The sequence below is a fragment of the Brenneria populi genome (genome assembly GCF_036016195.1).
GTDB lineage: Bacteria > Pseudomonadota > Gammaproteobacteria > Enterobacterales > Enterobacteriaceae > Brenneria > Brenneria populi.
Window position 1 is genome coordinate 120614 of record NZ_JAYWTM010000015.1, and the last position, 19593, is coordinate 140206.

Consider the following 19593-nt stretch of genomic DNA (forward strand, 5'->3'; position numbering starts at 1 on the left):
CATTATCCCAGTTGTCTTGCGCCGGCCGTATCCAGGCGGCAAATATGAACAAAACCTTCATCGTTCTGCAAATAGTTATCCCGCAGCCAATCAGCCAGGCGCTGCGCGCTATCCATTTCATTGCATACGGAAAATAGCGTCGGCCCTGATCCGGAGATGCCGCAGGCCAGCGCCCCGATATCCTGTGCGGCTTTGCGCGCTTCGGCGAAGCCGGGCAGCAGTTTCGTCCGGTAAGGCTCGGCGATGACATCCTTCATCAGCTTGGCGGCCAGCGCCGCCTGGCCGGTATGGCAGGCGTGAATAAAACCGGCCAGATAGCGGCCGTGGCTGATGCAATCCTGACGGCGGTACTGCGCCGGCAAAATGGCCCGCGCTTCGGCCGTCGAAACTTTTATCCCCGGGTAGGCCATGACCCACAGCCAATCATCGAAGGCGGGGACCGGCTGGCTGATAATCCCTTCTTCTTCCAGCATCAGTTGGATGCCGCCGAGGAAACAGGGCGCCACATTATCATAATGCACGCTGCCTGAAATCCGCCCTTCCAGCTCGCCCATTAACGTCAGCAGCCGGGTATCGTCCAGCGGCTTGCCGCTGAATTCATTCATCGCCATCAGCCCCGCCACCACGGAACAGGCGCTGGACCCTAACCCCGAGCCTATCGGCATGTTTTTTTCAAGCGTCATGGCGACCGGAATGGTTTTACCGATCTCCTGACAGAAACGCTCCCAGCATTGATACACAATGTTTTGCTGCGGATCGTCCGGCAGCTTGCCGACAAAACGCCCTTCGCAGCGCAGACTGAAGCGATCCGCCGCAACGACGGAGACGCAGTCGCCCAGCAGCGAGCCGTCCAGCGGCGAAACGGCGGCGCCGAGCACGTCGAATCCGACGCTGACATTGCCGATCGACGCGGGTGCATACACCTTAACCATAATTAAACTCCCAACTTCCATGACAGGGTACGCAGTAAATCTGCAAACACACCGGCGGCGGTGACGTCGTTCCCCGCTCCGTACCCTCTTAATACCAACGGCAATGGCTGATAGTAGCGGCTATAGAAAGCCAGCGCATTCTCGCCATCTTTGACTTTGAACAGCGGGTCGTTGCTTCCCACCGCGCTGATGTGAACTTTACAGCGCCCCTCTTCGATCACGCCGACATAACGCAGCACCTTATCTTCATCGCGCGCCTGCGCGATACGGCTGGCGAAGACATCATCCACCGACGGCAAACGGCTCATAAAGGCGGCCACGTCGCCGGAAGCGTCAAAACCGGCCGGCAGCACGGATTCGACCTCAATATCCTCCAGCTCCAGCTGATAGCCGGCTTCACGGGCCAGAATCAGCAGCTTGCGCGCCACATCCATCCCCGACAGATCGTCGCGCGGATCGGGTTCGGTATAGCCTTTCTCCTTCGCCTGCCGCGTGGCTTCAGACAGCGACATGCCTTCGTCCAGCTTACCGAAAATAAAGGACAGCGAGCCGGATAGGATACCAGTAAAACGGATCAGTTCATCGCCCGCGTTCAAGAGATTCTGCAGGTTCTCGATAACCGGCAGACCGGCGCCGACGTTGGTGTCATACAGGAACCGGCGGCGGGACTTGGCGGCCGCGTTACGTATCTGCTGGTAATAATTCATCGATCCGGTGTTGGCTTTCTTGTTCGGCGTAACGACATGGAAACCATCCGCCAGGAAATCGGCGTACTGGTCGGCCACCGCCTGGCTTGAGGTACAGTCCACGATCACCGGGTTCAGCAAATGATACTCTTTGACCAAACGGATCAAGAGCCCCAGATTAAAGGGCTCGCGCGCTTTCCCCAGCTCTTCGCGCCAGTTATCCATCGGGATGCCGTTAATATTAGTCAATAGCGCCTTGGAGTTGGCGATGCCGCACACCCGCAGGTCGATGTGCTTCTGGCGAAGCCACGGCTGCTGACGGTGGATCTGCTCCAGCAGCGCGCCGCCTACCCCGCCGACGCCGATGACGAAAACATCGATGACCTGATCGGTGTTGAACAGCATCTGATGCGCGACGCGCACGCCGGTCGTCGCCATATCGTTATTCACCACAACCGAAATCGAGCGTTCGGACGAGCCCTGGGCAATGGCCACGATATTGATATTGGCGCTGGCCAGCGCCGTAAACAGGCGGGCGGAGAGGCCGCGCAGCGTGCGCATCCCGTCGCCCACCACGGAAATGATGGCCAGGCGCTGCATCACGTCCAGCGGATCCAGCACGCCCTCTTTCAATTCCAGGTAGAATTCATCTTCCAGCGTCTTTTTAGCGCGGGCCAGCTCGCTCTGCGAAACGCAGAAGCTGATGCTGTATTCGGACGATGACTGCGTAATCAGAACGACAGAGATTCCCGCCCGCGACATGGCCGCAAACACGCGGGCCGCCATGCCGACCATCCCTTTCATTCCCGGACCGGAAATATTGAACATCGCCATATTATTCAGGTTGGTGATGCCCTTAACCGGATATTGGGTATCGGTGCTATCCATTCCGATAAGCGTGCCGGGAGCCTGGGGATTTTCGGTGTTTTTGATAAGGCAGGGAATCTGGAACTGGGCGATGGGAGCGATGGTGCGAGGGTGGAGGACTTTGGCGCCGAAGTAGGATAGCTCCATCGCCTCCTGATAGGACATCGATTTAAGCAACCTCGCATCCGGAACCTGACGCGGATCGCAGGTATAAACCCCGTCGACATCCGTCCAGATCTCGCAACAATCCGCACGCAAACAGGCGGCCAGCACGGCGGCCGAGTAATCCGAACCATTACGGCCCAAGACCACCAGTTCGCCTTTATCGTTGCCCGCCGTGAAGCCTGCCATCAGGATCACATGATCGGCGGGGATCGCGCTTTCGGCAATACGGCGGGTAGACTCGGCGATATCTACGGTCGATTCAAGGTAATGCCCCTGAGCCAGCAGTTTTTCCACCGGGTTAATAACGGTAACGGAGTAGCCGCGAGCCTGAAAGACCGCTTCCATTATGGCGATCGACAGTTTTTCGCCGCGGCAGATGATGGACGCATTCACGCTGTCGGGGCATTGGCCCAGCAAAGAGATGCCGTGCAATACCTGTTTTAACTGCGCGAACTCCTGATCCACCAGCGCTTTAAGACGAACGCCGTCAAAACCGGGCTGAGTCTGTTCAAGACCCTTGAGCAGAGAGGAGAAGATAGCTTCCGCGTCGTTAAGGTGAGGCAGAATATCCTGTCCGGCAACGGTTTTTTCAATCATTGCAACCAAATGGTTAGTAATTTTTGCCGGAGCCGACAGGACGGCGGCAACCTGTCCCTGGCGCGTATTGTTTTCCATAATATCGGCAACGTGCATAAAACGTTGCGCATTTGCCACTGAAGTCCCGCCAAATTTCAACACTCGCATTTTTATCTTTTCTCCTGAATTTCTGCCGACAAAGGCGGCGGACAGTCTCTGTCCGCCATAAAAAAAGCCCGCACTATCAAGTGCGGGCTTTTTTCGATTCTTCTGTATGCGTCAGCCCGCACCGTTACTGGTCGTACCGGTGATGGTAATAATAATGGTGGCGATCGGGCTGATATGGCGCATTGTAAAATTTATCTTAATAAATTTAGTTTCAACGGCCCTATTAGTTAGGGCAATTACGCCTTGAAGTCAACGGATTTCTGTTTTTTTCCGCTATCGAACGGGGCGAGGGAACAGGAGAATACCCCACAACCCAACATAACCGTAAAATTTTTTTTTATAAAAAATAAAAAATCCATTTATTCATCTAAAATAGAATCGTTTATAAACTTTTTATTTCGATATCGCTTTTTCGATATCATGCAACAGCATATGCAGCATCGCGGTATCCCGTTGCTCCAGGCGACCCAGCCGTTGATGGATCCAATCCCGTAGCTTTTCATCTTCTTCCACCGCCAGATTGTTCAGCAGCCGCTCCGCCCGCTGACGTAACGCCGATAGCTGTCCTGACGCCGGCAAAACTGCGGCATCGGGGGTTATCTGCATTAATTCCGCCAGTTGATAGCAATACACCATCACCGCCTGGCCAAGATTCAGCGACGGATAGTCCGCCTTCATCGGTACGCCGGTCAGCACATCCGCCAATGCAAGCTCTTCGTTCGTCAAGCCGGAATCCTCACGCCCGAAAACCAATGCGGCGGACGCTATCCAGCGCTGTTTTTCCCGCATCACCCCGAGCAATTCGGCGGGAGAGCAATAATAACGAAACCTGGCGCGGCTGCGCGCCGTGGTCGCAATGGTAAAATCGATATCCGCCAACGCTTCCGCCAGCGTCGAGAAGGTTTCCGCCCCGTCCAGGATATCCCCGGAGCCATGCGCGACCCAGCGCGCGGGCGGCTCTTGATGAACGCGGCTGCCGACGATTCTTAACCCGCAAAACCCCATGGTCTTCATGGCCCGCGCGGCGGCGCCGACATTTTCAGCCCGCGCCGGCTCAACCAAAATAATATGAAAGCGCATATCTCTCCTCGGCGGCGGTCCGCGTCACGCGGCGAGCGCCCCGTTGTCAAAGTTGTCGGGTTCCGTTTTTAACGCCGCTTACCGCGGCCCGGAGAGCGACGTGCGGAATGCCCGGCAGTAGAAAAAACCATCATCAATCCCGCTAAGAATTAACAATAAAACAACAAAGAATTAAATAAAACGCCGTCTCCGAAAAGAAAAACGGCTTGGCGCCAGGATCGCCGGCAGGCGCCGATAATCACCGACAACAGTCATTAAATCACTTTAATTTCAATGAATTAAATAAAAATATTTTATACCGGGCGTTTCGCCGTTGCTATCAGCATTTACTATGCTGAATCGTTCACAAAAAATGCTAAATTGTGACGCAAACTGGCAATCCCGTAAGTCTTTTTCACAAAAGAGTTAACGTGCTACAATGAAATTTGATATATGTCAACATAACTGTATATTTATCAGTGAGCAAAATCAGTGCTTGCTGTTATGTTGCTGTTAATAAGGTTAAACTGTACGCCACTTTGAGCGCAGCTTAGACCGGCGCCACTATCATCTGTTCGCCGTATCTTCCGGCAGGTGAAACGTGCATCAGGAACGCATTTACGTACTTTAGTCCTATGTTGAGTAAGATGGCGATGATTGCCTCTAGAACTCCAATGATAACAGCGACTTCTGTACTTCCGATATTTATAATTTCAGTTGGCAATTTTAGGTAGCAAACATGCAGACGCCGCACATTCTTATTGTTGAAGACGAGTTGGTAACTCGCAATACCCTTAAAAGTATTTTTGAGGCTGAAGGATACATCGTTCACGAAGCCACCGACGGCGCAGAAATGCACCATATTTTGTCTGAGAACGACATTAACCTGGTGATCATGGACATTAACCTGCCGGGCAAAAACGGGTTGCTGCTGGCGCGCGAATTGCGTGAACAAGCCAGCGTCGCCCTGATGTTCCTCACCGGCCGCGACAACGAAGTCGATAAAATTCTCGGTCTGGAGATCGGCGCCGACGACTACATCACCAAGCCGTTCAATCCCCGTGAATTGACTATCCGCGCCCGCAACCTGCTGTCCCGCACCATGAATCTTGGCGGCGGCACCGAAGAGCGCCGTCTGGTCGAGAGCTATCGGTTTAATGGTTGGGAGCTGGATATCAACAGCCGTTCGCTGATCAGCCCCGCCGGCGAGCAGTACAAGCTGCCGCGCAGCGAATTCCGCGCCATGCTGCATTTCTGCGAAAACCCGGGCAAGATTCAATCCCGCGCGGAGCTATTGAAAAAAATGACCGGACGCGAGCTGAAGCCTCATGACCGTACGGTTGACGTCACCATTCGTCGTATCCGTAAACACTTTGAATCCACGGCGGACACCCCTGAAATCATCGCCACCATCCATGGCGAAGGCTACCGTTTCTGCGGCGATCTGGAAGAGTGATTCTCCCCGGCCGAAGCGAAAATCTCCGCCTCGGCCGCTCATCTTTCACGCCTGCCGCCGGCGCGCTTTCCTCACTTTCCGCCCTAGTTCCCTACCATGGCATCACGGGAACCGCGCTTAGCGCGTTTTTCGGCGATCCCTCGACCAGCCGATCGGAATAGGTCAAGTAGATCAGCGCATTGCGTTTGCTGTCGTAAAAGCGCACCACCTGCAGCTTTTTAAACACCAGCGATGTCCGTTTCTGGAAGACGACCTCTCCTTTATCGCCGGCATTCTTTATTTTATCGGTCAGCGCTATCGGTCCGACCTGCTGGCAGGAAATCGCCGCATCCGCCGTATCTTCAGCCAGCCCCAATCCCCCTTTGATGCCGCCGGTTTTCGCCCGGCTGAGGTAACAGGTCACGTTATTGACATCCGGGTCGTCAAACGCTTCCACCACGATCTTGTGGTCCGGGCCCAACAGTTTAAACGTGGTATCGACGGATCCCACCTGTTCAGCCTGGGCGGTCCCCCAGGACAACATCAGCAAACCGGCGCCTATTACTACGCACTTTTTATTCATATTTCCGCTTCTCAGATTGTTCATCATCCCATTACCGCCATCCATTATATACCCTAAATAATTCGAGTTGCAGGAAGGCGGCAAGCGAAGGACAAATTCGTCGGGAACGAATTTGACCAGCCAACGGCTGGCCTGCGGTGAGAGACAGGATGTCTCTCATTTAATCCCGATGAGCTTACTCAAGTAAGTGATTCGGGTGACTGACAAATCTGCCGGGAGCAGATTTGAACGCCGCTTGCGGCGGCCCCAACGGGGCGAGCCCCACGGATGGGGCGAGTAATAAAGCCAACGCACATGCAACTTGAAGTATGACGGATATACTCGATGGATTTTAAGATACGGCAAGGCTGCGGCAGGGCGCAACGCCATAGAGTCGTAAGAGTTTGTAACCAGCAGAATCAGCGCGCGTTGCGCGCCGCAATCGACGGTATTGTATTATCCGGCGAGCAAACCAGGAGCGGCAAAAATCTTAGGCAGTGCCAATGTAAAAAAATTGCTATGATGCAGTACATCTCTTTTACGCTTGGCGCTCAGTGTGTTTTATAAGGAAGATCTATGGATCAAGCCAGTATAATTCGTGACTTGCTTAACTGGCTGGAAAGTCATCTCGACCAGCCTTTATCACTTGATAACGTAGCGGCAAAAGCAGGCTATTCAAAATGGCATTTACAGCGGATGTTCAAAGAGGTCACCGGACATGCCATCGGATCATACATTCGCGCCCGCCGGTTGACCAAGGCCGCAGTGGCGCTCTGTCTGACCGGCAGACCTATCCTGGATATCGCCTTGCAATATCGATTCGATTCTCAGCAAACCTTCACCCGAGCGTTTAAAAAACAGTTTGCGCAAACGCCGGCATCCTATCGTCGCTCGGATAACTGGAACACCTTCGGCATCCACCCGCCGATCCGTCTGGGTGAATTTACGCTGCCGCAGCCGCAATTTATCACCCTGCCCGATACGCCGCTGGTCGGCGTGACGCAAGAGTACACATGCAGCCTGGAGCAGATTGGTAATTTCCGCATGGAAATCCGCGTTCACTACTGGCGTCAATACCTTGGCGACATCGACGACATTCCGCCGCTATTGTACGGCCTGCATCACGCGCAACCCAGCAAAGACAAGGATGATGAGCACCACGTCCTGTATACCACCGCGCTGGAGCCACGGCATGTTCCCGCGGGAATCTATCCGGGGGAGCCGCTCACCCTGCAGGGCGGCGACTACGCGCTGTTTATTTACAGCGGACCGCCGGACGGACTGCAGGATTTCATCATCACGCTGTATGACACCTGCCTGCCCAAACTGCGGCTCATTCGCCGCAAGGGATGCGACGCGGAGCGTTTTGAACCGGATAGAACCCGGGACAAAGAAAACCTGCCTGAAACGATCCGCTGTGAATATCTTATCCCTATCCAACGCGGGGCGGAGAGTTAACGCTGCAACTCATCCAGCGCCACGGCATCCAGATGCGACACATCCCCGGCGGTTTCCACCACCCATCCGGAAGCCAGCCAAGGGCTCTGCTGATAATCGATGCGCGACAGGGAACAGTTGCGCAGCCGCAGCCGGCGCTCGGCCGAGGCGGGCAACCCCAGTATCGTGCCGAGCAGGCATCCCAGCGCCATGCCGTGACTGACCAACAGCGGACGGCTGCCTTCGGGCAGCGCCAGGCAGCGCTCCAGCACCGCATGCATGCGTCTGGCCATTTCCGCCATCGACTCGCCCTGCGGGATCCGTCCGTCCGGCGTACCGTCCACCATTTGTTTGCGCCACCCCTCTTCTTCCGCGCTCAGCGAATCAATGTAACGCGTTTCCAGCACGCCCATGTTCAACTCGCGCAAACCCGGCTCAATGATGACCTGACAGCCGTCGCACGCCTGGGCGATGATATCGGCGGTTTGGCGCGTCCGTCCCAAATCGCTGGTAAAGATATGCGTAATACCCGATGCTTTCATGCGCCGCGCAACCTGATGCGCCTGGTGTTCACCCATCGGCGTCAGGGCGCTGTCGGAGTGCCCCTGAATACGCCGCGCCACATTCCACTCTGTTTCGCCGTGGCGAACAAGATATACCTGTAACATGGTTATTTTCCGTTATACTGCGTCAAATTAACTAAAAGAGTATAAAACCGTTATGTATTACGTTGTAGCTGCAACCACCAACCCGGCCAAAATTGAAGCGATAACGTTAGCCTTCACCGATGTCTTTGGCGCGGACAATTGCCGCATCGAGGGCGTTGATGTCGACAGCGGCGTTCCGCGCCAGCCGCTCGGTTCGCAGCAAACCCGAACCGGAGCCAGAAACCGGGTAATGATGGCGCGCCAGGTGCGCCCGGAGGCCGATTTCTGGGTCGGCGTTGAAGCAGGAATAGAAGAACAGATGACCTTCGCCTGGATGGTGATTGAAAACCCTCACCAGCGCGGAGAGTCGCGTTCCGCCAGTCTGATTCTGCCGGAAAGTATATTACAAGGCATCCGTGAAGGAAGAGAATTGGGCGATGAGATGGCTCGATTAACCGGAATTCAGAATATTAAACATCAGGGCGGCGCGATAGGCATTTTCACCAATGGCAAATTGTCGCGCGCCAGCGTTTATCATCAGGCGCTGCTATTGGCGCTCGTCCCTTTCCATAATGCCATCTATCAGACGCCGGAGCAGTGATGGCTCAATCGTCTTCTCCGCGGATATTCTCTGCGGACAATAGCTGCGTTTCCAGCCATTTATTCAGCGCGGGAGGCGCGGACTTCAGGCTGTTGGAGCCGCGAGTGATGGTTGCTATCCCCACGCCCAGCTCATTTTTCAATTCACGCTGGCTCATTTCGCCGCGCAGCAGTTCCTGAATAATGCGCACCCGCGTGCCTAATGCGGCACGCTCATCCGCAGTCAACAACAGTTGCAGCAACGGTTGGTGAAGGCCTTCATTCATTGACTGCCGCAGCAAAGCCACAAAGCGTAACCAGTCATTATCTTCCTGCTCGGAGAGCGCGGGATCGGTAAGGGATAACGGATTCATAACGGGCTGCCATACTATTGAACTAGTACGGCAGCATAGCACAAGTTACGCCAATGATCGCTCCGACGCTTAATAGCGCCGCTGCCACTCCTCATCGCTCAGCACCTTGCCGGGCTGACGCAAAAAGTGACGATAAAAAACGTCATAAGCCAGAACATTCTTCACATACCCGCGCGTTTCGGAAAAGGGAATGCTCTCGATAAACGCAACCGCGTCAATACGTCCGGCGCTGTTTCTCAGCCAGGTATTGACCCGGGCCGGGCCGGCATTATACGCCGCGGAGGCCAAAATACGGTTACGGCCGAACGTCTGATAAACGTACTCCAGATAGCTGGTGCCCAGCAGAATATTGGTTTGCGGATCAAAAAGCTGGCTGCTGTTGCTGTAACCCGGGATATTGCTCATCCGTGCGGTATGCTGCGCCGTCGCCGGCATGATCTGCATCAGCCCCGAAGCGCCGACCGGGGAGCGCGCCAGCGGATTCCAGGCGCTTTCCTGCCGGGCTATCGCCATCGCATAGCTCTGACTAATCCCTTTGTCCTGCGTGACGCGCAGGAATTCGTCGTTCCAGGCCAGCGGGAAGCGCTCCTCCAGGTGATCCCACAGCTTGGCGACAATGGTCGCCTGAACGCTCAGGTCCGGCCAGCGCTGTTCAAACGCATAGCGGGCGAGGGCCTCCTGGCGCGGCGCGCTGCTGCCGGCCACCAGGCCGACCCACTCCTTAAGCGCCAAATTGTCCATCTGCCAGAACATCAGTTCCCGAATGCGCGCGATTTCAGGCAGTTGCGATAATGCGCGATCCGGCCTGACGGCGCTCTGGATCATTATCGGGTAGGCTTCATTCAGCTTTTGCGCCGCCACCATCGGATAAAAACCGCGCGCGGTCATCAGTTCGCGCAGCAACGCCTCCCCTTCCTGCCGTTTTCCCTGTTCCTGCAGCAAAACGGCGCGCCAATAGCGCCACTCATCTTTCTGCTGAACGTCCGCCGGCAATCGCGCCATCCAGGTCGACAGCTCTTGCCGGTTCCCGTTGCCCAGCGCCATTCTCACCCGACGCTCCAACAGCGTCGTGGCGGCGCTGCGCTGCGTCACGCTATCGCGCCAGACCGCCTGTTCCGGCGTGGCGTCATTGCCCATCAGGCGCCAGGCGACGACTTCTTCCATCGACTGGCGTTCCGCCGCGCTCATTTTTTGCAGACGCGCGATCACCGGCAGCATGGAGCGGGCGTTATCGACATCCTGACGCGCCACCCGGCTAAATGCCGACAGCGTCACTTTGCGGGTAAAATCGGTCGGCCCGATGGAGCGGGCGAAGCTTTCAAGGGTTTCAGGATCGCTTTGCAGCTTAACCAACGCATCGCTGATGGTTTGATAATCGTCGGGCAGCTGTTTGGCCAGATAAGCCACCAATCCGCTATTGCCTTCGTTTATCGCCAGGCGGATGCGTTCCAACGTCGTCAACGGCGTCTGTTCGCCCGCCTGCTGCCAAACGGCGAAGAGCTTGTCGCAGGCCGCCGGCAGCGAACGCCCGGTCAGCCAAATATTCCGCGTCGCGTCCCAGACGCCTTGACGCTGCCCGGTGGCCCACTGCGCGTAATAAAAATTACAGCGCGCCGCGACCGGTTTCGGCGGCTGCGGGCTAAAAGCCAGGAGCCCCGGCCAGTCCTGACGGCGCGCCAGCTCGTTAACAAAACTGCTATTCAGATTTTGCGCCGGCGGCAGCGTGGGATGCGTAGCAATAAACTGTTTAACATGTGAAACGCTGACCCGACTCAGATCCTGCGTCAGTGAGCGGTACTCAAGGTAAGGGTAAAGCGGGTAGTCGCGCAGCGTCGGCATAATCTGCGCCACGGCGTCCAACCGATTACCGTCCCATGCCTGTTTCACCTGCTGATAGCGCTGGCGCTGCTCATCCAGAGAATCCGCCCATACATGGCAGGACGCCCCCGCCAAACAGACTGCCGCAATAACGTACCGCCAATGACCCGCTTTGACCATAACCTACGTTAACCTCATCCGTTATCAATGCTGATATCGACGCGATCTACAATATCGATCGCCAAAAAACGTTCATGCCACACATGCGATATCCTAAATAATTCGAGCTGCCGGACAAAAACGCCGGACGCATGTTTAAACGCGCCTGCGCCGGCCCCGCCGGGGCGAATAACAAGACCAACGCGCATGCAACTTGAAGTATGACAAGTATATAAGCTCATCACGAGCCCGTTCGCATTCGTTTAGTGTGGCACATCACGCGAGAGTGCGACACGCCAATTGGGCGATATCGTCGTTATTACCGAGGGTTGCGCATCGCCGGATAGCTGGGATCGAACGCGGAAACCGGTTACACTCCGGGGTCAGAATGATCGATCCGCGAAAGGATGCGTTATCCTGCGCGGCAAAAAGCCCAGCGTGCCTACCCCCGCGTGGCGCATATACCCTATATCGACAACAACCCAGACTGAAAGAGGCGAAGTCGCAACGTGGCTCAATATGTTTATACCATGCATCGCGTCGGCAAAATCGTTCCGCCGAAGCGTCATATTCTGAAAAACATCTCCCTCAGTTTTTTTCCCGGCGCTAAAATCGGCGTACTGGGCCTGAACGGAGCCGGTAAATCCACCCTGCTGCGCATTATGGCCGGCATAGACAAAGATATTGAAGGCGAAGCCCGGCCGCAGCCGGACATCAAGATCGGCTATCTCCCGCAGGAGCCGCAGTTAAATCCGGATCACACCGTGCGCGAATCGGTGGAAGAAGCCGTTGCCGAAGTGGTCGGCGCGCTGAAACGGCTCGACGAAGTGTACGCGCTCTATGCCGATCCGGACGCCGATTTCGATAAGCTGGCCGCCGAACAGGGCAGACTGGAAGAGATCATTCAGGCCCACGACGGCCACAATCTGAACAACCAGCTGGAGCGCGCGGCGGATGCCCTGCGCCTGCCGGAGTGGGACGCCAAAATCGCCAATCTCTCCGGCGGCGAACGCCGCCGCGTCGCGCTGTGCCGCCTGCTGCTGGAAAAACCGGACATGCTGCTGCTGGATGAACCGACCAACCACCTGGATGCGGAGTCCGTTGCCTGGCTGGAACGCTTCCTGCACGACTTCGAGGGCACGGTGGTCGCCATTACCCACGACCGTTACTTCCTGGACAATGTCGCGGGCTGGATTCTGGAGCTGGACCGCGGCGAAGGCATTCCCTGGGAAGGAAACTACTCTTCCTGGCTGGAGCAGAAAGATCAGCGTCTGGCGCAGGAAGCCTCCGCCGAAGCCGCGCGCCGCAAATCCATTGAGAAAGAGCTGGAATGGGTGCGCCAAGGCACCAAAGGACGCCAGTCCAAAGGCAAGGCGCGTCTGGCGCGCTTTGAAGAGCTTAACAACACGGAATACCAGAAACGCAACGAAACCAACGAACTGTTTATTCCGCCCGGTCCGCGCCTTGGCGATAAAGTGGTTGAGGTCGCCGGTCTGAGCAAATCCTATGGCGATCGCCAGCTGATCGACAATCTCTCCTTCTCGGTACCGAAAGGCGCGATTGTCGGGATCATCGGCCCGAACGGCGCGGGCAAATCAACCCTGTTCCGCATGATGTCCGGGCAGGAACAGCCGGATGCCGGCACCATCACGCTGGGGGATACCGTGAAGCTGGCCTCCGTCGACCAGTTCCGCGACGCCATGGACAACAGCAAGACGGTATGGGAAGAGGTGTCCGGCGGACTGGATATCATGCGCGTCGGCAACACCGAGATGCCGAGCCGCGCCTACGTGGGACGCTTTAACTTTAAGGGGGTCGATCAGGGCAAACGCGTGGGCGAGTTGTCCGGCGGCGAGCGCGGCCGTCTGCATCTGGCCAAGCTGCTGCAGGTCGGCGGCAACGTCCTGCTGCTCGACGAACCGACCAACGACCTGGATATCGAAACGCTGCGCGCGCTGGAAAACGCCCTGCTGGAGTTCCCCGGCTGCGCCATGGTCATTTCCCACGACCGCTGGTTCCTGGACCGTATCGCCACCCATATTCTGGACTACCAGGATGAGGGCAAAGTGGAGTTCTTCGAGGGGAACTTCAGCGAATACGAAGAGTACAAAAAACGCACGCTCGGCGCTGACGCCCTCGAACCGCATCGCATCAAATACAAGAAGATGTCCAAGTAATGCAGAAAGGCCCGCAGATGCGGGCCTTTTTTCATCCGGCGCCGAAAAAAGGAACCGGTCAACAGCGGACTTAGTACAGCAGACGGGCGCGGATCGTGCCGGGGATCGCCTTCATCAGCTGTAGCGCGGTTTGCGCGCCATCGGTTTCAACGTCGATCACCACATAGCCGATTTCAGGCGTCGTTTGCAGATACTGCGCGGCGATGTTAATTCCCTGCTCGGCAAAGATCTGGTTAATCTTGGTGATAACGCCCGGACGGTTTTCGTGAATGTGCAGCAGGCGGCTGGCGCGTTCGCTGTGCGTTGGCAGAGAAACTTCAGGGAAGTTGACCGCCGACAGCGTAGAGCCGTTATCCGAGTATTTAGCCAGTTTCCCGGCGACTTCATCGCCGATATTTTCCTGCGCTTCCTGCGTCGAACCGCCGATATGCGGCGTCAACAGCACATTATCGAATTCGCACAGCGGCGACTGGAAAGGCTCGCTGTTGGATGCCGGTTCTTTGGGGAAAACGTCAATCGCCGCGCCGACGATATGCTTGCTGGACAGCGCGTCGCACAGCGCGGGAATATCGACCACCGTACCGCGCGAGGCATTAATCAGAATCGAGCCCGGCTTCATCAGCGCGATCTCCTCGGCGCCCATCATATTCTGGGTGCTGTCGGTTTCCGGCACATGCAGGCTGACCACGTCGCTCATATTCAACAGTTCGGAAAGATGGCGAACCTGCTGCGCGTTGCCCAGCGGAAGCTTACTTTCGATATCGTAGAAATAAACATGCATGCCCACGCTTTCAGCCAGGATCCCCAACTGGGTGCCGATATGACCATACCCGATGATGCCCAGCTTTTTGCCGCGGGCTTCAAAGGAGCCGACCGCCAGTTTGTTCCAGACGCCGCGGTGCGCTTTGGCATTCGCAGCCGGAATACCGCGCAGCATAAGCAGCATTTCACCGAGCACCATTTCGGCTACGGAGCGAGTATTGGAAAACGGCGCATTGAATACCGGAATACCGCGTTTCGTCGCGGACGGCAATTCAACCTGATTCGTACCGATACAAAAACAGCCGACCGCAATCAATTTTTCCGCGGCGGCAAAAACCTCTTCCGTCAGGTGAGTGCGAGAACGAATGCCGACGAAGTGCGCGTCGCGGATGGATTCTTTTAACGCTTCCGGATCCAACGCCCCTTTATGGTATTCGATATTGGTGTACCCGGCGGCGCGCAGACTATCCAGCGCGCGCTGATGCACACCCTCGACCAACAGAAACTTAATTTTATCTTTTTCTAATGATACCTTTGCCATTTCCCGACCTTATTTTCAGACTTCAGATGCGGCAGTTTGTTAAACGGCCTCTGTCAACATAACAAAAATTACGCAGTCGGCAATACAAACGATTGCTTCGTCTACATCGCATATCGGCGCTGCGCTTAACATTTCTGGCGAAAAATTTTGCTAAAGAGAATCATCGCCATATCGGCGACGAATAAAATAAGAAAAAATGATATTAAGTGCCAAAAACCAGCCGTTAACGGCGAAAGCTTTTTTATATAAAAATTTTTCCGACGCGGCAACCGGGCCGCGCCGGACAATAGTACAAGATTACTTAATCGTCTTCACGCCTTGCGACGTGCCGACCAGCGCGACATCCGCCCCGCGATTGGCGAACAGGCCCACGGTCACGACGCCGGCGATACCATTGATGGTATTCTCCATCGCTATCGCATCCATAATATTCAGGTTGTGAACGTCAAGAATAATGTTGCCGTTATCCGTCACCACGCCCTGACGATACTCCGGTTGCCCCCCCATTTTCGCCAGCTCGCGGGCGACGTAAGATCTGGCCATGGGGATGACCTCAACCGGCAAGGGAAACCGCCCCAGGATATCGACCTGTTTTGACTCATCGACAATACAGATGAAGCGACGGGCGATGGCCGCGACGATTTTCTCACGGGTCAGCGCGGCGCCGCCGCCTTTTATCATTTGCATCTGCCCGTTTATTTCATCGGCGCCGTCGACGTAAACATCTAGAGAATCCACTTCGTTGCAGTCGAAAACCGGGATGCCCAGGCTTTTTAATTTCGCCGTCGAGGCGTCGGAGCTGGAGACCGCGCCCTGAATCTGATGTTTGATCGACCCCAGCGCATCGATAAAATGCGCGGCCGTCGAGCCCGTCCCAACGCCAACAATGGTATCAGGGCGAACATAATCAAGCGCCGCCCAGCCAACTGCTTTCTTCAGTTCATCTTGTGTCATAGTCTGTTTCAGGCCCGTAAATACGAAAGTACGAAAACGTGGGGGCATTATATACCCAATAGCCGTCAAGATGCAGCCGGACTGCTCCCCCCCGCGCGTTTCGCCCGGCGCGCGGAGAGATTTGCCGGCGGCCGGCTGCGGATCCATGCCGTAAACAAAAAACGGCGGGATAAGATTTCTGCATGGTAAAACAACAAAATGTGGCATAGTGAAAAAAACCGACTTCATTCAGTAATGCCGTTCACTTAAGCCGGTTTTTGAGGGAAACGCCGGGTGAGGTTCCCGTAGGGACGCCTCACTCCCCGTGTAACTCGATGCTTAAACGATCGGCATTAACTTCATTCAGGGGATTTTTACTTTCATGAAACGCCCGGACTATCGAACGCTTCAGGCTCTGGATGCCGTAATTCGCGAGCGGGGCTTTGAACGCGCAGCTCAAAAATTATGCATTACTCAATCAGCCGTATCCCAGCGTATTAAGCAGTTGGAGAACCTGTTCGGTCAGCCGTTATTAGTCAGAACGATTCCGCCCCGGCCTACCGAGCAGGGGCAAAAACTCCTGGCGCTGTTGCACCAGGTTGAGCTGCTGGAAGAGGAGTGGCTGGGCAATGAAAGCAACAGCGACATTCCGCTGCTGCTCTCATTAGCGGTTAACGCCGACAGCCTGGCGACCTGGCTGCTGCCGGCTCTGCAACCCGTTCTGGCGGATTCCCCCATCCGTCTGAATCTGCAGGTGGAAGATGAAACCCGCACGCAGGAAAGATTACGCCGCGGCGAAGTCGTGGGGGCCGTAAGTATCCAGCCGCAGCCGCTGCCGAGCTGTCTGGTCGATAAGCTGGGCGCGCTGGACTATCTGTTCGTCGCCTCGCCGAGTTTTGCGGACCGCTATTTCCCCAACGGCGTGACGCGTTCCGCGCTGCTGCGCGCGCCCGCCGTGGCGTTCGATCACCTTGACGATATGCATCAGGCTTTTCTGCAGCAGAACTTCGATTTATCGCCCGGCAGCGTGCCGTGCCATATAGTGAACTCGTCGGAAGCCTTCGTGCAGCTCGCCCGGCAGGGAACGACCTGTTGCATGATCCCGCATTTGCAAATCGAAAGGGAGTTGGCCGACAACGAGCTGATCGATCTGACGCCGGGGCTGCTTCAGCGCCGGATGCTCTACTGGCACCGCTTCGCGCCGGAAAGCAGGATGATGAGAAAAGTGACTGATGCCCTGTTAGCTTACGGGCATCAGGTGCTGCGGCAGTCCTAAGCGCCGTTTTTCAAGGATTGCGCTGAAGTTCAAACACCACGTCGACCTGGTCGTCGAAATGAATGGTTTGCTGCTCGTAGGTCTGGGCGGCTTCGCTTTGCACCGCCACATCGGCCGTTTTAAACATCCGCGCCATAGGCACCGGCTGGTAATTGGTAACGTGATAGCGAATGCTGTAAACCGCGCCCAGCGTGGAGTTGAACCCCTTGGCCAGAGATTGAGCCTGACTGGTCGCCTGCTCAATCGCTTTTTGGCGCACCTTCTCGCGGTAAACCTCAGGATTGGCGACGCCCAGATCGACGGTGCGAATCTCATTCAGCCCTGACTTCAGCGCCCCGTCCAGCAGCTCGTTCAGTTTGTCCAACTGGCGGAGCGTAACTTCCACCTGACGCACGGCGCGGTACCCTTTCAATACCGACCCGCCGGTTTTCAGATAGTCATATTCTGGCTGGGTGCGTAGGTTAGCCGCATTGATATCTTTTTTCTCAATCCCATTTTTACCCAGAAAATCAAAATATTGGGCTACTCTGGCATCAACCTGTTTTTTCGCATCGGCCGCGTCTTTGGACGACACGCTGACTTCAATCGCCAACCGCGCGATATCAGGCGTCGCATCAACGCTGGCCGTTCCCGAGGTCACGATATGCGGGCCGTCCGGTAATTCCGCCGCCTGTCCGAGCGTCGGTAAAGCGCTAAAACCGACCATAGCCGCTAATGTCAGGACTCTTAGCTTCACAATAACTCCCCTATTTATGTTTTTGCCGCCGGGACGGCCGCCAGGCCGCCCTACAGCCGCTTCGTTACCCGTATGACGGTAGGTTTTCCTCTGCCGGATAACATAACGTATTGCCAATACAACAAAATATAGGTGAATTTCCGAAACCCGTGTAGAACGGCGTCATTTATTGCCAGCCATGACGAGCCAGCTGGATTGCGATACTCCACATCACCAGGCCGACAAACAGGTTAATCGCCCGCTGCGCGCGCGGCCTGGTCAGCCACGGCGACAGCCAGGACGCCAGCAGAGCCAGAGCGAAGAACCATAAAAACGATGCGGTGATCGAACCCAGCGCAAACCAGCCGCGGCCGCGATCGGCAAACTGGCTCCCCAGGCTGCCTAACACGACGAAGGTATCCAGATAGACATGCGGATTAAGCCAGGTCACGGCCAGCAGAGTCGCAATAATACGCCAACGGCTCTGTTGCATTACCGCGGCGTCGGTCATGGGCGCATCTTTACTGAACGCCATTCTGAATGCCCCCCAGCCGTACCACAGCAGAAAAGCGACGCCGCCCCAGGTCACCACCTCCAGCAGCAATGAAGACTGACTAAGCAGCGTACTGCCGCCGAAGATCCCGGCGCAAATCAGCGCCACGTCGCTCAGCGAACACAGCAGCGCGACGCTCAGGTGATACTGACGCCGAATGCCCTGATTCATCACAAACGCATTTTGCGGCCCCAAGGGCAAAATTAACGCCGCGCCAAGAATAAAGCCCTGTAAATACACCGCCAGCATAACCGTCCCCCGGGATAACCGCTGTTGAAATGCGCTAATGCCGATCGTTTAAGCATCGAGATTCGCGGGGCGGCCGCCGGGGTGAGGCGTCGTAAGCGGGAGCCTCCCCCGGCGTGTCCCCTAAAAATCGGCTTAAGCGACCAGCATTCCGTTGAAATGAACGGCAGTGTAGGGAGACGGCTTCATTAATGGAAATTGAAGTTTCTAATTGTATATTAGCCGCGCTAATACCAACCAGCGTCATCGCAAGGGCCGGCGTTACGATCGGGAATAGCAGACGGAGGAGACCCGCTTCTCCTGTTGCTGGAGATAGAAAGCGATAAAAAACAGCGAAAACATAAACGGCAGCTCATAGAGCTCTTCCATCAAATCCTTATATCGCACGTCATAGACAAACAGAAACCCCAGCAGGCGATGATGTTCGATGGCGTCGGAAATCAGAAAATAGGCCGCCGTCAGCCCCATATCCCAAACGGGAAACCTCTCCGTTCTAAAGCGCCGGACAATGTCGCGCCGGAGGGACGGAAGCAGCGGCATCAGTAGGGTGATACCTATCAACACGACGGATATCGCGCGGAAATAGCCCCTCGGCGCCTCCGGCAGATAGTTGCGTCCCCAGCTAATTCCGCGCCCGAAGAGCAATATCCACCAGCTGATGCTCCATAGCCAAAATATGCACCGCTCCCTCTCGCAGCAGAACGGTTTGATATAGAGCCAGGTGAAAATGGCGCCGAACAGCAGAAAAAAAGATTGAAACGACTCGACGATATCCACCGTATGCTGGCTGAATGTCAAGAAATGCGGCCCGGCGTAAGGCAAGAAAAACGCAAAAATAAAAATAACCACCGTATGCGGATACAGCGTGCGATCTGGTTTCATTGTCACGATCGGAAAAAAGAAAATAAGGTAGGGAGCAAGATAGA

18 protein-coding genes and 1 other annotated feature are annotated in these 19593 nt (G+C 55.8%); of the genes, 5 read left to right on the forward strand and 13 right to left on the reverse strand.

Going from position 1 to position 19593, the window contains the following annotated elements:
* Positions 1 to 2 precede the first annotated feature (2 nt).
* From thrB to VSX58_RS15400, 4 genes are all read right to left on the reverse strand, one after another.
* Positions 3 to 932, reverse strand: a complete 930-nt coding sequence (thrB, locus tag VSX58_RS15390; protein WP_327618856.1) for a homoserine kinase — start codon at positions 930 to 932, stop codon at positions 3 to 5.
* A gap of 2 nt (positions 933 to 934) precedes the next feature.
* On the reverse strand, positions 935 to 3394 hold the full coding sequence (thrA, locus tag VSX58_RS15395; RefSeq protein ID WP_327618857.1) for a bifunctional aspartate kinase/homoserine dehydrogenase I: 2460 nt from the start codon (positions 3392 to 3394) through the stop codon (positions 935 to 937).
* Positions 3395 to 3451: 57 nt separating this feature from the next.
* Positions 3452 to 3570, reverse strand: a sequence feature (Thr leader region).
* The gene (thrL, locus tag VSX58_RS22530) at positions 3506 to 3577 is read right to left on the reverse strand and encodes a thr operon leader peptide (RefSeq protein ID WP_349825810.1); all 72 of its coding nucleotides are present in this window, start codon (positions 3575 to 3577) and stop codon (positions 3506 to 3508) included. It overlaps the preceding feature by 65 nt.
* Before the next feature lie 210 nt (positions 3578 to 3787).
* The gene (locus VSX58_RS15400) at positions 3788 to 4474 is read right to left on the reverse strand and encodes a tRNA/rRNA methyltransferase (protein WP_327618858.1); all 687 of its coding nucleotides are present in this window, start codon (positions 4472 to 4474) and stop codon (positions 3788 to 3790) included.
* Between the two features lie 718 nt (positions 4475 to 5192).
* Between VSX58_RS15400 and arcA the strand changes: the two genes are divergently transcribed.
* Positions 5193 to 5909, forward strand: a complete 717-nt coding sequence (arcA, locus tag VSX58_RS15405) for a two-component system response regulator ArcA (protein WP_048637421.1) — start codon at positions 5193 to 5195, stop codon at positions 5907 to 5909.
* 91 nt (positions 5910 to 6000) lie between these two features.
* On the opposite strand, the gene creA is transcribed toward arcA, so the two are convergent.
* A complete protein-coding gene (creA, locus tag VSX58_RS15410; protein WP_327618859.1) occupies positions 6001 to 6471 on the reverse strand; it encodes a protein CreA in 471 nt (156 codons plus the stop codon).
* A 555-nt stretch (positions 6472 to 7026) separates the two neighbouring features.
* Here creA and robA point away from each other — a divergent pair.
* Positions 7027 to 7908 carry an MDR efflux pump AcrAB transcriptional activator RobA gene (gene robA, locus VSX58_RS15415; protein WP_327618860.1) on the forward strand — a complete coding sequence of 294 codons (882 nt, stop codon included), beginning with the start codon at positions 7027 to 7029 and terminating at the stop codon, positions 7906 to 7908.
* On the opposite strand, the gene gpmB is transcribed toward robA, so the two are convergent.
* Positions 7905 to 8555, reverse strand: a complete 651-nt coding sequence (gpmB, locus tag VSX58_RS15420; RefSeq protein ID WP_327618861.1) for a 2,3-diphosphoglycerate-dependent phosphoglycerate mutase GpmB — start codon at positions 8553 to 8555, stop codon at positions 7905 to 7907. The genes robA and gpmB overlap by 4 nt on opposite strands.
* A 52-nt stretch (positions 8556 to 8607) precedes the next feature.
* Between gpmB and yjjX the strand changes: the two genes are divergently transcribed.
* Positions 8608 to 9135: an inosine/xanthosine triphosphatase gene (gene yjjX, locus VSX58_RS15425; protein ID WP_327618862.1), complete on the forward strand. Its 528-nt coding sequence runs from the start codon at positions 8608 to 8610 to the stop codon at positions 9133 to 9135.
* Between the two features lie 4 nt (positions 9136 to 9139).
* Here the strand turns inward: yjjX and trpR are convergent, their stop codons facing one another.
* Complete coding sequence (gene trpR, locus VSX58_RS15430; RefSeq protein WP_327618863.1) at positions 9140 to 9487, reverse strand: trp operon repressor; 348 nt, start codon at positions 9485 to 9487, stop codon at positions 9140 to 9142.
* 69 nt (positions 9488 to 9556) lie between these two features.
* The gene (sltY, locus tag VSX58_RS15435) at positions 9557 to 11485 is read right to left on the reverse strand and encodes a murein transglycosylase (RefSeq protein ID WP_327618864.1); all 1929 of its coding nucleotides are present in this window, start codon (positions 11483 to 11485) and stop codon (positions 9557 to 9559) included.
* Positions 11486 to 11973: 488 nt separating this feature from the next.
* On the opposite strand from sltY, the gene ettA reads away from it, so the two are divergent.
* On the forward strand, positions 11974 to 13641 hold the full coding sequence (gene ettA, locus VSX58_RS15440; protein ID WP_327618865.1) for an energy-dependent translational throttle protein EttA: 1668 nt from the start codon (positions 11974 to 11976) through the stop codon (positions 13639 to 13641).
* Between the two features lie 70 nt (positions 13642 to 13711).
* Here the strand turns inward: ettA and serA are convergent, their stop codons facing one another.
* Positions 13712 to 14944: a phosphoglycerate dehydrogenase gene (serA, locus tag VSX58_RS15445; protein WP_327612215.1), complete on the reverse strand. Its 1233-nt coding sequence runs from the start codon at positions 14942 to 14944 to the stop codon at positions 13712 to 13714.
* Positions 14945 to 15241: 297 nt separating this feature from the next.
* Positions 15242 to 15898 (reverse strand): ribose-5-phosphate isomerase RpiA, encoded by a 657-nt coding sequence (gene rpiA / locus VSX58_RS15450; protein ID WP_327618866.1) that lies wholly within the window; start codon positions 15896 to 15898, stop codon positions 15242 to 15244.
* Between the two features lie 361 nt (positions 15899 to 16259).
* Between rpiA and VSX58_RS15455 the strand changes: the two genes are divergently transcribed.
* Complete coding sequence (locus tag VSX58_RS15455; protein ID WP_327618867.1) at positions 16260 to 17153, forward strand: LysR family transcriptional regulator ArgP; 894 nt, start codon at positions 16260 to 16262, stop codon at positions 17151 to 17153.
* 10 nt (positions 17154 to 17163) lie between these two features.
* Here the strand turns inward: VSX58_RS15455 and VSX58_RS15460 are convergent, their stop codons facing one another.
* The 3 genes from VSX58_RS15460 to VSX58_RS15470 all read right to left on the reverse strand — a co-directional run bounded on the left by VSX58_RS15460 (position 17164) and on the right by VSX58_RS15470 (position 19549).
* Complete coding sequence (locus tag VSX58_RS15460) at positions 17164 to 17889, reverse strand: oxidative stress defense protein (RefSeq protein ID WP_327618868.1); 726 nt, start codon at positions 17887 to 17889, stop codon at positions 17164 to 17166.
* A gap of 166 nt (positions 17890 to 18055) precedes the next feature.
* Entirely contained in the window at positions 18056 to 18670 is a 615-nt protein-coding gene (argO, locus tag VSX58_RS15465; RefSeq protein ID WP_327618869.1) for an arginine exporter ArgO, read from the reverse strand.
* A gap of 258 nt (positions 18671 to 18928) precedes the next feature.
* Positions 18929 to 19549, reverse strand: a complete 621-nt coding sequence (locus VSX58_RS15470) for a hypothetical protein (RefSeq protein WP_327618870.1) — start codon at positions 19547 to 19549, stop codon at positions 18929 to 18931.
* Positions 19550 to 19593 lie beyond the last annotated feature (44 nt).